This is a genomic window from Methyloversatilis sp., from assembly GCF_030698125.1.
In the GTDB taxonomy this organism is placed as follows: domain Bacteria; phylum Pseudomonadota; class Gammaproteobacteria; order Burkholderiales; family Rhodocyclaceae; genus Methyloversatilis.
In genome coordinates, this window is the sequence record NZ_JAUYNV010000038.1 from 1 (window position 1) to 13,921 (window position 13,921).

Annotated in this window: 16 protein-coding genes; 10 read left to right on the plus strand and 6 right to left on the minus strand. The window is 66.3% G+C overall.

Going from position 1 to position 13,921, the window contains the following annotated elements; all coding sequences use genetic code 11:
- Positions 1–342 precede the first annotated feature (342 nt).
- Together mog and yjgA are read right to left on the minus strand one after the other, a co-directional pair.
- Positions 343–942 (minus strand): molybdopterin adenylyltransferase, encoded by a 600-nt coding sequence (mog, locus tag Q8Q80_RS14175; protein WP_305633532.1) that lies wholly within the window; start codon positions 940–942, stop codon positions 343–345.
- Positions 929–1,510, minus strand: coding sequence for a ribosome biogenesis factor YjgA (yjgA, locus tag Q8Q80_RS14180; RefSeq protein WP_257094386.1), 582 nt, complete (start codon positions 1,508–1,510; stop codon positions 929–931). The genes mog and yjgA overlap by 14 nt, the downstream gene beginning before the upstream one ends.
- A 123-nt stretch (positions 1,511–1,633) precedes the next feature.
- Between yjgA and pmbA the strand changes: the two genes are divergently transcribed.
- Both pmbA and Q8Q80_RS14190 read left to right on the plus strand, forming a co-directional pair.
- Positions 1,634–2,974: a metalloprotease PmbA gene (gene pmbA / locus Q8Q80_RS14185; RefSeq protein ID WP_305633533.1), complete on the plus strand. Its 1,341-nt coding sequence runs from the start codon at positions 1,634–1,636 to the stop codon at positions 2,972–2,974.
- Positions 2,971–4,053: a TRAP transporter substrate-binding protein gene (locus tag Q8Q80_RS14190; RefSeq protein WP_305633534.1), complete on the plus strand. Its 1,083-nt coding sequence runs from the start codon at positions 2,971–2,973 to the stop codon at positions 4,051–4,053. The genes pmbA and Q8Q80_RS14190 overlap by 4 nt, the downstream gene beginning before the upstream one ends.
- A 35-nt stretch (positions 4,054–4,088) precedes the next feature.
- On the opposite strand, the gene Q8Q80_RS14195 is transcribed toward Q8Q80_RS14190, so the two are convergent.
- From Q8Q80_RS14195 to metK, 4 genes are all read right to left on the minus strand, one after another.
- Positions 4,089–4,532, minus strand: coding sequence for a type II toxin-antitoxin system VapC family toxin (locus Q8Q80_RS14195; protein WP_305633535.1), 444 nt, complete (start codon positions 4,530–4,532; stop codon positions 4,089–4,091).
- A complete protein-coding gene (locus Q8Q80_RS14200; protein WP_305633536.1) occupies positions 4,529–4,771 on the minus strand; it encodes a type II toxin-antitoxin system Phd/YefM family antitoxin in 243 nt (80 codons plus the stop codon). The genes Q8Q80_RS14195 and Q8Q80_RS14200 overlap by 4 nt, the downstream gene beginning before the upstream one ends.
- Before the next feature lie 74 nt (positions 4,772–4,845).
- A complete protein-coding gene (locus Q8Q80_RS14205) occupies positions 4,846–5,277 on the minus strand; it encodes a hypothetical protein (protein ID WP_305633537.1) in 432 nt (143 codons plus the stop codon).
- Positions 5,278–5,492: 215 nt separating this feature from the next.
- Entirely contained in the window at positions 5,493–6,656 is a 1,164-nt protein-coding gene (gene metK / locus Q8Q80_RS14210; RefSeq protein ID WP_305633538.1) for a methionine adenosyltransferase, read from the minus strand.
- A gap of 170 nt (positions 6,657–6,826) precedes the next feature.
- Here metK and Q8Q80_RS14215 point away from each other — a divergent pair, with 170 nt between their 5' ends.
- From Q8Q80_RS14215 to Q8Q80_RS14250, 8 genes are all read left to right on the plus strand, one after another.
- The gene (locus Q8Q80_RS14215; protein WP_305633539.1) at positions 6,827–7,708 is read left to right on the plus strand and encodes a lysophospholipid acyltransferase family protein; all 882 of its coding nucleotides are present in this window, start codon (positions 6,827–6,829) and stop codon (positions 7,706–7,708) included.
- A gap of 9 nt (positions 7,709–7,717) precedes the next feature.
- The gene (locus tag Q8Q80_RS14220) at positions 7,718–8,146 is read left to right on the plus strand and encodes a CoA-binding protein (protein WP_305633540.1); all 429 of its coding nucleotides are present in this window, start codon (positions 7,718–7,720) and stop codon (positions 8,144–8,146) included.
- A gap of 22 nt (positions 8,147–8,168) precedes the next feature.
- Positions 8,169–9,002 (plus strand): diaminopimelate epimerase, encoded by an 834-nt coding sequence (gene dapF / locus Q8Q80_RS14225; protein ID WP_305633541.1) that lies wholly within the window; start codon positions 8,169–8,171, stop codon positions 9,000–9,002.
- 7 nt (positions 9,003–9,009) lie between these two features.
- Positions 9,010–9,660: a DUF484 family protein gene (locus Q8Q80_RS14230; protein ID WP_305633542.1), complete on the plus strand. Its 651-nt coding sequence runs from the start codon at positions 9,010–9,012 to the stop codon at positions 9,658–9,660.
- A 74-nt stretch (positions 9,661–9,734) separates the two neighbouring features.
- The gene (locus Q8Q80_RS14235; RefSeq protein ID WP_305633543.1) at positions 9,735–10,961 is read left to right on the plus strand and encodes a class I SAM-dependent rRNA methyltransferase; all 1,227 of its coding nucleotides are present in this window, start codon (positions 9,735–9,737) and stop codon (positions 10,959–10,961) included.
- A gap of 69 nt (positions 10,962–11,030) precedes the next feature.
- Positions 11,031–11,468 (plus strand): RNA polymerase-binding protein DksA, encoded by a 438-nt coding sequence (gene dksA, locus Q8Q80_RS14240; RefSeq protein WP_069038554.1) that lies wholly within the window; start codon positions 11,031–11,033, stop codon positions 11,466–11,468.
- A 15-nt stretch (positions 11,469–11,483) separates the two neighbouring features.
- A complete protein-coding gene (locus Q8Q80_RS14245; RefSeq protein ID WP_305633544.1) occupies positions 11,484–11,795 on the plus strand; it encodes a hypothetical protein in 312 nt (103 codons plus the stop codon).
- A gap of 125 nt (positions 11,796–11,920) precedes the next feature.
- On the plus strand, positions 11,921–13,903 hold the full coding sequence (locus Q8Q80_RS14250) for a TonB-dependent receptor (protein WP_305633545.1): 1,983 nt from the start codon (positions 11,921–11,923) through the stop codon (positions 13,901–13,903).
- Positions 13,904–13,921: the final 18 nt, after the last annotated feature.

The following is a 13,921-nucleotide window of genomic DNA, read 5'->3' on the forward strand; positions in this document are numbered from 1 at the left end:
GCAGGAGCCGTCCCACGGTCGGCCCTGCATGGCCGACCGGCTCCACGGGCGGCGAGCCGTGCTCGCCGAAACCCCCGCTCCGCCCCTGCAGGCGATGCGGACTTCGGACACGCGACAGCGCTTGATCAGCGTGCGGATCGCGGACAGGGTCCGCTCCTACGAAAGGCAACACCGTCGCGGTTTTCGTAGGAGCCTGCCCTGCAGGCGATCCGGTCTCAAAGCACGCGACAGCGCATGAACAACGCGTGTATCGCTGACAGGGTCCGCTATGAGAAGGGCAGGCACCGTCGCGGTTTTCGTAGCGGTCGTCTGCGGTCAGTCCGCTGTGCGGGCGACGCCTGCTCAGGTCCTGGGCGGCCGGATCGCGGATTTCGGGCGGAAGGCTTTCACCACGGCTTCGTCGGTTTCGATGTACGGCCCGCCGATCAGATCGATGCAGTAGGGCACGGCGGCGAAGATGCCGGGCACGATCTGGGTGCCGTCCGCACCCTTCACGCCTTCCAGCGTTTCCCGGATCGATTTCGGCTGCCCCGGCAGGTTCAGGATCAGCGTCTTGCCGCGGATGGCGCCAGTCTGGCGCGACAGGATGGCGGTCGGCACGAAGCGCAGGCTGATCTGGCGCATCTGTTCGCCGAAGCCGGGCATCAGCTTGTGCGCCACCGCCGCGGTGGCATCCGGTGTCACGTCGCGCGGCGCCGGGCCGGTGCCGCCGGTGGTCAGCACGAGATCGCAGCCGGCGCTGTCGCACAGTTCGATCAGCGTCGCCTCGATCACCGGCTGTTCGTCCGGAATCAGCCGTGTTTCAAAGGCGACCGGTGTCTTCAGCGCTGCCGACAGCCAGTCCTGCAGCGCCGGAATGCCCTGGTCCTGATAGACGCCGGACGAGGCGCGGTCGGACACTGACACCAGACCCACGGTCAGCAGATCGTCATCCTTGTTCATCGTCGTGTTCATCCTCTGCGGTTTCGGTGGCGTCCGGCGTGCCGGCACGGTCGAGCTGGCGCAGCACGCGGAAGATTTCGCGGAACGCGCGCGGCGGCTTGTCCAGTTCGGTTTCGCGCAGCGCATTGCGGCGCAGCGTGCGCAGCTGGGTCAGATCGGCATCCGGCCACTGCGCGGCGATGTCGCCCAGCACCTGTTCGTCGGCGATCAGCCGCTCGCGCATGCGTTCCAGCATCTGTTCGCGTGCGACGGCGCGGGCGGACACGCCGCGTATCGCGTCCAGCGCCTCGACCAGCGGTGCGGTATCGATGGTTCGCATCACCTTGCCGACATACTGCATCTGCCGGCGCAGGCCTTCACGGCTGCGGGTGCGACGCGTTTCCTCGATCGCGCGGCGCAGGTTGTCCGGCAGGTCGATGCGCTTGAGCTGGGTGTCGGACAGCGCGACCAGTTGTTCGCCGATGTCCTGCAGCGCATGCGAGTCGCGCTTCTTCTGGCTCTTGCTCGGGCCGTCGTACTGCGGCTCGTCATCGGGGTCGTCGTGGGTCGATATGGATTTCGGGCGCATGGGGCGGGGCGAAGCTTGGCAAGCGGCTATTATTGCAGCTTTGCCGCAGCCCGCTCGTGCAACGCCATGCGTGGCGCGCCGGCTGCGGATTCCCCACCGGATTTCACTGCGAGATAGGCCCCCATGTCCCGACAGGGTTTCAGCTATACCGATGACAGCCTGCGCGACATTGCGCAGGATCTGCTGGACCACGCGCGCGCCGGCGGCGCCACCGCGGCCGAGGTCGACGTGTCCGAAGGCTTCGGCCAGTCGGTCACGGTGCGCCGTGGCGAGGTCGAAACGATCGAATACAACCGCGACAAGGGCATCGGCGTCACCGTCTATGTCGGCCAGCGCAAGGGTTACGCCAGTTCGAGCGACTTTTCGCGCGACGCGCTGCGCGCCTCGGTCGACGCGGCGCTGTCGATCGCCCGCTTCACCGCCGAAGACGACTGCGCCGGCCTGCCGGACAAGTCGCTGCTGGCGACCGAATTCCGCGACCTCGACCTGTACCACCCGTGGGAGCCGCCGGTCGAGCAGGCGATCGAAATCGCCAAGCGCTGCGAAGACGCCGCCTTCGCCACCTCGCCGGATATCCGCAATTCGGAAGGCGGTTCGGTGTCGGCCCAGCAGTCGCAATTCATTTCGGCCAACAGCCTGGGCTTCATGGCGGGTTATTCGAGTTCGCGCCAGTACATCAGCTGTTCGGTCATCGCCGGCGAGGGCGACGCCATGCAGCGCGAAGACTGGTACGCCAGCCAGCGTTCGGCAGCCGATCTGCCGTCACCCGAAGCCATCGGCCGCTATGCCGCCGAGCGCGCGCTGGCGCGGCTGGGCGCGCGGCGCGTCAAGACCACGCGGGTGCCGGTGCTGTTCGAGGCGCCGCTGGCCATCGGCCTGATCGGTCATTTCGTGCAGGCGGCCAGCGGTGGTTCGCTGTACCGCAAGTCGTCCTTCCTGCTCGACAGCCTGGGCAAGCAGATCTTCTCGCCGCTGATCAGTATTTCCGAACGGCCGCATCTGCCGCGCGCCATGGGTTCCGGCATGTTCGACGACGACGGCGTGGCCACGCGCGACCGCGATGTCGTGCGGGACGGCGTACTCAACGGCTACTTCCTGAGCACCTATTCGGCGCGCAAGCTGGGCATGCAGACCACCGGCAATGCCGGCGGCTCGCACAATCTGATCGTGAAGCCGGGTACGCGCAGCCTGGTGGACATGATCGGCTCGATCAAGCGCGGCCTGCTGGTGACCGAATTGCTCGGTCACGGCGTCAATTACGTGACCGGCGACTATTCGCGCGGCGCCGCCGGCTACTGGATCGAAAATGGCCAGATCGCCTGGCCGGTGCAGGAAATCACCATCGCCGGCAATCTGCGCGACATGTACATGGGCATCAAGGAAGTCGGCGCCGACACGCTGGTGCGCGGTTCGAAACAGTGCGGCTCGATCCTGATCGACCGCATGAGGATAGCCGGCGCGTGAGCGCGCGCGGGCGGCGCACCTTCCTGCAGGCGGCGCCCGCCGCGCTGCTGGCCGCGCCGGCCGTGGTGGGAGCGCAGCCGGCGATCCGCTGGCGGCTGGCGTCGAGCTTTCCGAAGGGGCTGGATGCGCTGTTTCCCGCCGCCGAGCAGGTGGCGCAGCAGGTGAGTGCGGCGACCGGCGGCCGCTTCCAGATCCAGGTGTTCTCCGCCAACGAACTGGTACCGCCGTTCGGTGTGCTCGACGCAGTACGCGAAGGCACGGTCGAGTGCGGTCATTCCGCGTCCTACTACTACATCGGCAAGGACCCGACCTTCGCCTTTGACTGTGCGATGCCCTTTGGCCTGAACAGTCGCCAGCAGAGCGCGTGGCTGATCGACGGCGGGGGCATGGCGCTGATGCGCGAGCTGTTCGCCGGCTACAACATCGTCAATTTTCCGTGCGGCAACACCGGCGCGCAGATGGGCGGCTGGTTCCGGCGCGAAATCCGCACCGTGGCCGATCTGAAGGGCCTGAAGATGCGCGTCGGCGGTCTGGCCGGGCAGGTGGTGACCCGTCTGGGCGTGGTGCCGCAGCAGATTCCGGGCTCCGACGTCTATCCGGCGCTGGAAAAGGGCGCCATCGACGCCGCCGAATGGGTCGGGCCGTACGACGACCTGAAGCTCGGCTTCTACAAGGTCGCGCCCTATTACTACTACCCGGGCTGGGCCGAAGCCGGGCCGCAGCTGTCGATCTACGTGAACCGCGCGGCGCATGACGCGCTGCCGGCCGACTACCGCCACATTCTCGAAGCCGCCTGCGCGGCCGCACACGTTGGCATGCAGGCGCGCTACGACGCGCGCAATCCGGCCGCGATGAAGAAGTTGATCGAGGGCGGCGCCCGGTTGCGCATGTTCTCGCGCGACATCCTGCTCGCCTGCCAGAAGGAGTCGTTCGCGCTGTACCGCGAACTTGCGGCGTCCAGTCCCGGCTTCCGCAAGGTGTTCGAACCGTGGAACCGCTTCCGCTCAGAACAGCACCTGTGGACGCGGATTTCGGAAAATTCGGTCGATGCGTTCGCTGGTCGGCATCCGGTTAAGTAGCGGGTAAGCGAAGCGTCACGCGAGGCGACTGACACTCAGTCGGGTAACCCCTCCGTCGGATCGACGTAATTCACACCCAGGGGTTCGAAGTGCTTCCCATTGCACGTCAGCACGACCCATCCGCGTGCCAGCGCTGTGGCGGCGATGGCCACGTCCGCAAAGCCCGGGTGACGTCCGGACGCCGTTGCCCTTTCGGACAGAGCGCCGGCTATGCGCCCGACATGCGCATCAAACGGCACGATGCGCTCTTCGCCTTGGGCGATCAGTCCGTCCAGCCAGCGGGTGAGTTGGGCGGCGCGTTCAACCCCGCCGGCCCGCCTGAGTTTGCAGATGCCTTGCTCGATTTCGGCGACCGTTACTGCGGAAAGATACAAAGTCGCGCTGTGGGCCTGCATCCAGGCGGCAAGCGCCTGGCCGGGTAACCGCTTGCCCGGCGCCAACAAGGACAGTACCGAGGTATCGAGCAGATAGCCGTTCAAAGAATGACCTCACGGAGCGGCGCAGTGTCGCGCTCGAACTCGACCTCACCCGGGAATGACAGCAGAAGATCGGCAAACGAGGCCCTGTCAGCGGGATACAGTCGATGTGCGTCCTCGATCGGTACGAGTACAGCCGCCGGTTTGCCGTGACGGGTGATCGTTGTGGGCCGCCCGTGTTCGGCCGCATCGACCAGTGCAGAAAACTTTGCCTTGGCGTCGCGAATCTGAATGCTGTCCATAGCTCACCCGATAAAATGACTTTATGTAGTCATTTTATCGGGTGAATGGCCCACCGGACAATAGATTGACGACATCATCGACGTTCGTCTGCGCTTCGCGAATCGGTTTCGGGCACGGGTGGCCATGCGGGACGATGCAGTGCCACCCAAGTCTTCAGTTTTCGACGTGCGGAGTCACCTGCCGGATCAATGCCAAGGTGGTCACAGATGTCTCGCCATCCTTTCCAGATTTGACGCTCCGCTGATAGCTCCGGAACCGATGCTGCCCACTGCGAGGGGTTCGGCGAGGCTGCTCGCTTCGACGAAGCGACTTCGCTCTTAATCCGTTCGATCCGGGCCAAAAGCTCAGCTTTCACTTGCTCAGGTGCAGGCTCAGTTGTATCCGTACTCTCGATCGCGAGCATCCGGCGTAAAGCATCGTTAAACGTGAGGCTCTCAAAGGGCTTTGGTCTGGCCAGTAGCCACACCATTTCAACCACATCATCGTCGACCTCGAACTGGCGCATCGGAATCTCCTTGGTTTGGAACAGACGGCTTCAATTCGATCACTAGTGAAGTTAAGTGTCAACTAGTGACGTTTAGTGATTTCCGGACGGCTGTAGTGGTCATCCGTTGTAACGGACCCGTGAGCTGCAATCTTTCGGACGAATGGTCGGCCACACCGGAAAAGACAAGGGCCGCTGAAGCGGCCCTTGTCGTGTGGCAACAGTGCGTGCGGCGCTTACAGTCCTGCGTCTGCCCGCAAGGCGGCGGCGCGGTCGATCGCCTCCCAGCTGAATTCCGGCTCGTCGCGGCCGAAGTGGCCGTAGGCGGCGGTCTTCTGGTAGATCGGGCGCAGCAGGTCGAGCATCTGCACGATGCCCTTCGGGCGCAGGTCGAAATGCCGGCTCACCAGTTCGGTCAGCTTTTCGTTCGAGATTTTGCCGGTACCGAAGGTGTCGACCATGATCGAGGTCGGCTGGGCGACGCCGATGGCGTAGCTCACCTGCACCAGCGCCCTGGAGGCGAGGCCGGCGGCGACGATGTTCTTCGCCACGTAACGCGCGGCGTAGGCGGCCGAACGGTCGACCTTGGACGGGTCCTTGCCGGAGAATGCGCCGCCGCCGTGCGGTGCGGCACCGCCGTAGGTGTCGACGATGATCTTGCGACCGGTCAGACCGCAGTCGCCCTGCGGGCCGCCGACGACGAAGCGGCCGGTCGGATTCACCAGATACTTGATTTCGCCCTTGACCAGTTCCGGCGGCAGCACCGGTTTGATCACGTCTTCGATCACCGCCTCGCGGATGGCTTCGAGCGACATGTCGGGCGCGTGCTGGGTCGACAGCACCACCGTATCGATGCGCTCGGGCTTGCCATCGACGTAGCGGATGGTCACCTGGCTCTTGGCGTCCGGGCGCAGCCAGGGCAGGCGGCCGTCCTTGCGCAGATGGGCCTGGCGCTCGACCAGACGGTGCGAAAGGTGGATGGCCAGCGGCATCAGCACCGGCGTTTCGTCGCAGGCGTAGCCGAACATCAGGCCCTGGTCGCCGGCGCCCTGGTTCAGGTAGTCGTCGCTGGCGCGATCGACGCCCTGCGCGATGTCCGGGCTCTGCTTGTCGTAGGCCACCAGCACGGCGCAGCCCTTGTAGTCGATGCCGTATTCGGTGTTGTCGTAGCCGATGCGCTTGAGCGTGTCGCGCGTGACGTGGATGTAGTCGACGTTGGCGGTCGTCGTGATTTCGCCCGCGAGCACGACGAGGCCGGTGTTGCACAGCGTTTCCGCGGCGACACGGGCGGTCGGGTCCTGCGCGAGGATGGCGTCGAGGATGGCATCCGACACCTGGTCGGACACCTTGTCCGGGTGACCTTCTGAAACCGATTCCGACGTGAATAGATACTCTGACATGCGCCTGCTCCTTTTGATCATCCCTGTGCTGGTTCGTCGAACCAGCCCCGGGAAGCGAGCAGGCGACGCTTTAGCAGTATTTTTAATCCGCCCTGCAAGTTGTCTCGTTTAACTCGGCGGAAGCATTAGTCTACCGCGTCCTGTCGTTCCCGTGCGCCACGCATTTCTCGATGTCTGCAGTTGTTCACACCTTGGCAAGCCGGATTGCCGGCGCTGTCTTCGGCGTGTTGTCACGCTGTCCGCTGCGCGTCCTGCAGACGGTGGGCGCGTTCGCCGGGCGTCGCATGCATGCCTGGTCGGGCAAGTTCCGCCGCGAATTCGATGCCAATCTGAAACGCGCCGTGCCGGATGCCGATGCGTCGCTGATCGACGCCGCAGCCGCCAGCGCAGGGCGTGTCGTGTTCGAACTGCCCTGGGTGTGGATGCGACCACGCGCCGAGGTGCTGGCCCGGGTGACCGGCGTCACCGGCTGGGAACATGTCGCGGCGCTGCACGCGAAGGGACGCGGCGTGGTGCTGCTGACGCCGCACATGGGCGCTTTCGAGGTAGCGGCGCAACTGATCGGCTCACGTCTGCCGATCACCGTGCTGTACCGCGAGCCCCGCCAGGCCTGGCTCGGCCCGCTGATGGCACGCGGGCGAGACGGCGGCGGGGTGTCGCTGGCCGCGGCTGACGGCGGCGGCGTGCGCCGGTTGCTGCGTACGCTGCGTGACGGCGGGCTGGTCGGCATCCTGCCCGATCAGGTGCCGGCCAACGGCGAAGGGGTTTGGGCCGATTTCTTCGGCCGCCCGGCCTACACGATGACGCTGGCGGCGCGCCTGACCGAGCATGCCGAAGGTCCGCTGATGGTGTTCGCCGAGCGGCTGCCGGACGGGCCGGGCTTCCATCTGCACTTCCTGCCGCCCGAGGTGCCGGTCACCGGCGACACGCGGGCGCGCGTCGAGGCGATCAACCGCAGCGTCGAAGCACTGGTGCGCCGCTATCCCGACCAGTACATCTGGGGTTACAAGCGCTACAAGTGCCCGCCCGGCGTGCAGCGGCCCGCGCTGTAGAATGCGCGCATGTTCGAAAATCCTTCGCCGCAGGCCATCGGCGCGCTGTTGCGGCGCGCGCGCACCGTGGCCGTCGTCGGCCTGTCCCCGAATGAAAACCGCCCGAGTCATCGTGTCGCGCGCGCCATGCAGGGCTTCGGCTGGCGCATCGTGCCGGTGCGACCGGCCGTGACCGAAGTGCTGGGCGAAACGGCCTACGCGTCGCTCGATGACATTCCCGACGCGCTGCGGCGCGGCATCGACCTGGTCGATGTCTTTCTGGCGCCGCAACGCGTCGGCCCCGTGGTCGATCGCGCCATCGCGCTCGGCCTGCCGGCGATCTGGCTGCAGGACGGCGTGATCGACGAAGCCGCCGCGCAGCGTGCGAAGGACGCCGGGCTCACCGTCGTGATGAACCGCTGCGTGTGGCGCGACTGGGTGCCGCTGGCGACTGAATGAAGGCGCACATGAAGGGACGCGCATGAAGCTGCGTTTTTCCAAGATGCACGGCCTCGGCAACGATTTCGTCGTCATCGATGCGATCCGCCAGCAGGTCGACCTGACACCCGCGCGCGTGCGCTTTCTGGCCGACCGCCACTTCGGTGTCGGCTGTGACCAGTTGCTGCTGGTCGAGCGCGCGCAACAGCCGGGCGTCGATTTCCGTTACCGCATCTTCAACGCCGACGGCGGCGAGGTCGAGCAATGCGGCAATGGCGCGCGCTGTTTCGTGCGCTTCGTGCTCGATCAGGGGCTGACCGACAAGCGTCAGATCCGTGTCGAAACGATGTCCGGCGTGATTACGCTGACCGCGGAAGACGACGATGAAGTCACTGTAGACATGGGCGTGCCGGTGTTCGAACCGGCGCGCATCCCGTTCGATTCCGCCTCCGATGCCTTCGTGCAGCCGCTCGACGTGGACGGTTTGACGTTGCCGATCACCGCCGTGTCGATGGGCAACCCGCATGCCGTGCAGGTGGTGGCCGCCGTCGATGCCGCGCCGGTCGCGCTGCAGGGGCCGCTGATCGAATCGCACATGCGCTTTCCGGCGCGGGTGAACGCCGGTTTCATGCAGGTGGTCGATGCGCATCACATCCGGTTGCGCGTGTATGAGCGCGGGGCCGGCGAAACGCTGGCCTGCGGCACCGGCGCCTGCGCCGCCGTGGTGGCCGGCGTGGTCAGGAATCTGCTCGACAGCCCGGTGCGCGTGACCACGCGCGGCGGCGAACTGAATATCCGCTGGGCCGGCGAAGGTGAGCCGGTCTACATGACCGGCCCGGCCGTGACCGTTTTTGAAGCAGACATTCATCTGGAGTGACCGAGGCATGAGAGCCGACGACATCGCGCGTTACCTGCAGGACCACCCGCAGTTCTTCGAGGATTATCACGACCTGCTGGCGCAGCTTTATGTCCCGCACCCGCACGGCGGCCGCACCATTTCGATCACCGAAAGGCAGATCCTGACGCTGCGCGAAAAGGCCAAGGCGCTGGAACTGAAGCTGGCCGAGCTACTGCGCTTCGGCGAAGACAACGACCTCATTTCCACGCGCGTGCATGCGCTGTCGGTCGCGCTGCTGACCGCTGGAAGCTTCGACGCGCTGATGAACGTGCTGCGCGAACAGCTGGCCGACGCCTTCGCCGTGCCGCAGCTGGCGCTGCGTCTGTGGAACAGCGTGCTGACGCGCGACAGCGACGTGTTCGCGCCGGTCGAGGAGCGCATCCGCGTGTTCGCCAACGACGCGAAGCATCCCTATTGCGGGCCGGTGAACGATCTGGGCGTGGTGGCGTGGTTCGGCGACGCGGCGCCGTCGGTGCAGTCGATTGCACTTATTCCGCTGCGCCGCGAATCACGCATCGTTGGTTTGCTGGCGCTGGGTTCCGACGATGCCGACCGTTTCGTGTCCGACATGGGCACGCTCTACCTCGAACGGATTGGCGAACTGCTTGGTGCGTCGCTGATCCGCGAGTTGGGCTGAGGGGTGGTGCCCCCACGCTTACTTCGTTCGCAAGGGGTCGGCTTTGCACAGCCGACCCGTTCGGACGGCGCGGTGTGACCGCCACCCTGATCCTCGCGCCGGGCCGTGAACGCTCGGTGCTGCGGCGCCACCCGTGGATATTCGCCGGCGCGGTCGATCGCATCGACGGTCGCGCCCGGCCGGGCGACACCGTCGTGGTCCAGGCGAGCAACGGCCGTGCGCTGGGGCGTGCAGCGCTGTCGCCCGAGTCGCAGATACGCGCCCGCATGTGGACCTTCGTCGACGAAAGCATTGACGACGCGTTCTTCCGCCGCACCGTGGCACGCGCGGTTGAGCAGCGGCGCGATCTGCCCGAACTGGCGGCTGAATTCGACGCATCCGGCGGTGTGCGGCTGCTCCACGGCGAATCCGACGGCCTGCCCGGCGTGGTGGCCGACCGCTACGGTGACGTGATCGTGCTGCAGATCACCAGCGCCGGAGGCGAAAAGTGGCGCGATGCCATCGCCGACGCGCTGACCCGGGCCACCGGCATCGCCCGCATCTACGAGCGGTCCGACCCGGACGTACGCGCCCTCGAAGGGCTGGCCGTGCGCACCGGCTGGCTGACCGGCGAGGTGGGGAGCGAGGGCGGGGCGCCGCGACCGGTCATTGCCGAACGTGCCGCGAGCGGCCGCATCAATATAGAAGTGGACGTGGCCGGCGGACACAAGACCGGCTTCTACCTCGATCAGCGTGACAGCCGCCGGTTGTGCGGCGAACTCGCGCAGGGCCGGCGGGTACTGAACTGTTTCTGCTACACCGGCGGCTTTTCGCTGCACGCGCTGGCCGGCGGGGCGAGCGAGGTGCTGTCGATCGATTCATCCGGCCCGGCGCTCGAAATGGCCCGCGCCAACATGGCGCACAACCCGGGCCTGGACGCCGGCCGCGCCACCTGGCTCGAAGCCGACGTGTTCCAGCACCTGCGCACGCTGCGTGCCGAAGGCCGCAAATTCGATCTGGTGGTGCTCGATCCGCCGAAGTTCGCGCCATCGGCGTCGCACGCCAAGTCGGCTGCGCGCGCCTACAAGGACATCAACCTGCTCGGACTGCGCCTGCTGGCGCCGGGCGGACTGCTGATGACGTACTCCTGTTCGGCCGGCATCGACCCGGCAATGTTCCAGGGCATCGTCGGCGACGCAGCGGCCGATGCCGGCGTCGGCGCGCGCGTTTTACGCCGGCTTTCGGCCGGGGTGGATCACCCGGTCGGGCTGGCTTTTCCGGAAGGCGAGTACCTGAAAGGGCTGCTCATCCGCGTGGCGTGACAACGCGGCTCTTGTTTTACTGCAAACATTGGTATCCTCCCGCTCTTTCCAACTTGGGAGTCCCCGCGGATGGCCACCAAGAACGCCGGCAAGGCAGACAAGCCGCTGACCGAAGCCGACATGCTGAAGATGCCGGAAAAGGACTACATGAACGAGGCGCAGCTCGCGTTTTTCCGCGGTCTGCTCGCGCGCATGCGTGACGACATCCTGCGCAAGGCCGATGAAACGGTCGAGCACATGCGGGAAGTCGACAACGTGTCCGACCCGGCCGACCGCGCGACGGTCGAAGAGGAACACACGCTGGAGCTGCGCGCCCGCGACCGCGAGCGCAAGTTGCTGAAGAAGATCGAACAGGCGATCGACCGCATCGACGCAGGCGAGTACGGCTATTGCGACGAAACCGGCGAGCCGATCGGCATCGGCCGCCTGCTTGCCCGTCCGACCGCGACGCTGACCATCGAAGCGCAGGAACGGCGCGAGCGGCTGCAGAAGCTGTACGGCGACTGAAACAGCGTTGTTCTCATGAATCCCCTGTTCGTATTGCGACGCATCCTGCTTTTGCTGTGCCTGCTCGGGGCACAGCATGTGGCGTTGGCGCACGCATACGAACATCATCCGGGCCCCGGATCGGAACACGGCTCGGGTCTGCACGCGGTGTCGTGCGCAGACTGCGTCGCCGGTCATGCGCTGAACGCGGCGGTTCCGGGCACGCTGCCCGGGCTGCGCCACGCCAGCCTCGGCCATGTGTTCAGCAGCGCTGCGTCGGTGCCGTCAGCGGCCTGTCAATTGCCGGAGCAGCGCTCGCACGGCCCGCCTTCCCTCTCCCTGATCTGACACAGCGCGCCCCCGTGAGGGCGCGATCCATCCAGTGAAAGACCGGCTGCGCAGCGCGCGCGGCCATGCCCTATCGGGCCAGGGGAGCATTCATGTACCACTCGCATTCAATGCGAAGCGCCGTGATGGCCGCTTCGATCGCAGCCATGGCCATGCCGGCCGCGGCGCAAACCATCAAGGATCTGCCTACCGTCGTCGTGACCGGCAATCCACTCGGCAGCGACCTGTCGGATCTCGTCAGCCCGGTATCGGTCATGGACGGCAATGACCTGACGCTGCGCGGCGCCAGCACGCTGGGCGAAACGGTGGGCACGCTGCCCGGCGTCAGCAGCACCTGGTTCGGGCCGAATTCGAGTCGCCCGGTCATCCGGGGCCTGGATGGCGACCGGGTGCGCATCCTGAGCAACGGCGGCGCGACCGTCGATGCGTCGTCGCTGTCCTTCGACCACGCGGTCACGACCGATCCGCTGGTGATCGAACGGGTCGAGGTGGTGCGCGGCCCGGCGGCGCTCATGTATGGCGGCAACGCGGTGGGCGGCGTGGTCAATACGCTGGACAACCGTATTCCCCAGGGCGCGCTGTCCGGTGCCAGTGGCCGCCTTGACGGCGTGGTCGGCGGTGCGGATTCGACACGCGCGGTTGCCGGCCGGGCGGAATTCGGTGCCAACGGCTTCAATCTGCACGTGGATGGCTTCAGTCGCCGCACCAGCGACCTGCGTATTCCACGCAGCACGGGGGCGTCGCGGCTGCGCAATTCGGCGGCGGAGAGCGAGGGCGGCGGCATCGGCTTTTCGCTGGCGGGCGACAAGGGTTATGTCGGCGCGTCCTACGGCCAGTACGACACGCTGTACGGCACCGTCGCCGAACCGACCATCACCATCGACATGCGCAGCGAGCGCTGGGACCTGGCCGGCGAGGCGCGCGATCTGGGCGGTTTCATCACCGGCCTGAAATTCCGTGCCGGTCACACCGACTACAAGCATGTCGAACTGGATGATGGCGCGCCCGAGACGCGTTTCTTCAACAAGGGCACCGACTTCCGCGTCGAGGCCAGCCACGCGCCGATCGGTGCCTTCCGCGGCGTATTCGGCGTGCAGCTCGACAGCAGCGACTTTTCGGCGCTCGGCGCAGAGGCCTTCGTGCCGTCCACCAGCACCGATACGCGCGCACTGTTCGTGTTCGAGGAAACGAAGATCGGCGACCTCAAGCTCACCTTCGGCGGGCGCATCGAGCGGGCCAAGGTCGGCACCGACGGCGGTGGCCCGGATGACGCGAACAACCCCGGCACGCCGCGCTTCGACCCGTCGCAGGAGCGCCGCTTCACGGCGCGCAGCGCAGCCTTCGGTGCCATCTACCCGTTGAACGACGTGTTTTCGGTGGCCAGCCAGCTGGCGCACACCGAGCGTGCACCGACCTTTTACGAGCTGTTCGCCAATGGCCCGCATGCCGCCACCGGCAATTACGAACTGGGCAACACCGCGCTCGATACCGAGAAATCGAACTCGATCGACCTGCAGCTTCGGGTCAAGAGCGGTGAGCACAGCGGCAGCGTCGGCGTATTCCACAGCCGCTTCAACAACTACATCGCGCTGTCGGGCAGCGGGCGCAACCGCGAAGAAGACGGCCTGATCGACCCTGCAGGTGAATTGCCTGAATTCACCTACAACGCGGTGCCGGCCAGATTCACCGGTGTCGAGGCGCAGGCGCACCTGCTTTTGTGCCGCTGCGCCGGCGAACTGCACCTCGACCTGCAGGCCGACATGGTGCGTGCCAGCAATCGTGACACCGGCGAGCCGCTGCCGCGCATTGCGCCGATGCGAGCGCTGGCCGCGTTGAACTGGCACCGCGACCGGCTGCAAATGCGCCTTGAGGCGCAGGGCGTGCGCCGGCAGGACCGGGTAGACGACGGCGGTACTCCGACCGCGGGCTACACGCTGGTCAACGCATTTGCCAGCTACGGCTTCTCGGCGGGCGGCATGGGCTGGGAAGCCTGGCTGCGCGGCAACAACCTGTTTGATACCGAAGCGCGCAACCACGTGTCTTTCCTGAAGACGATTGCACCGCTGCCCGGGCGCAGCGTGATGGCCGGCCTGCGGATGAATTTCTGAGCGCAACGACCTGGTGGG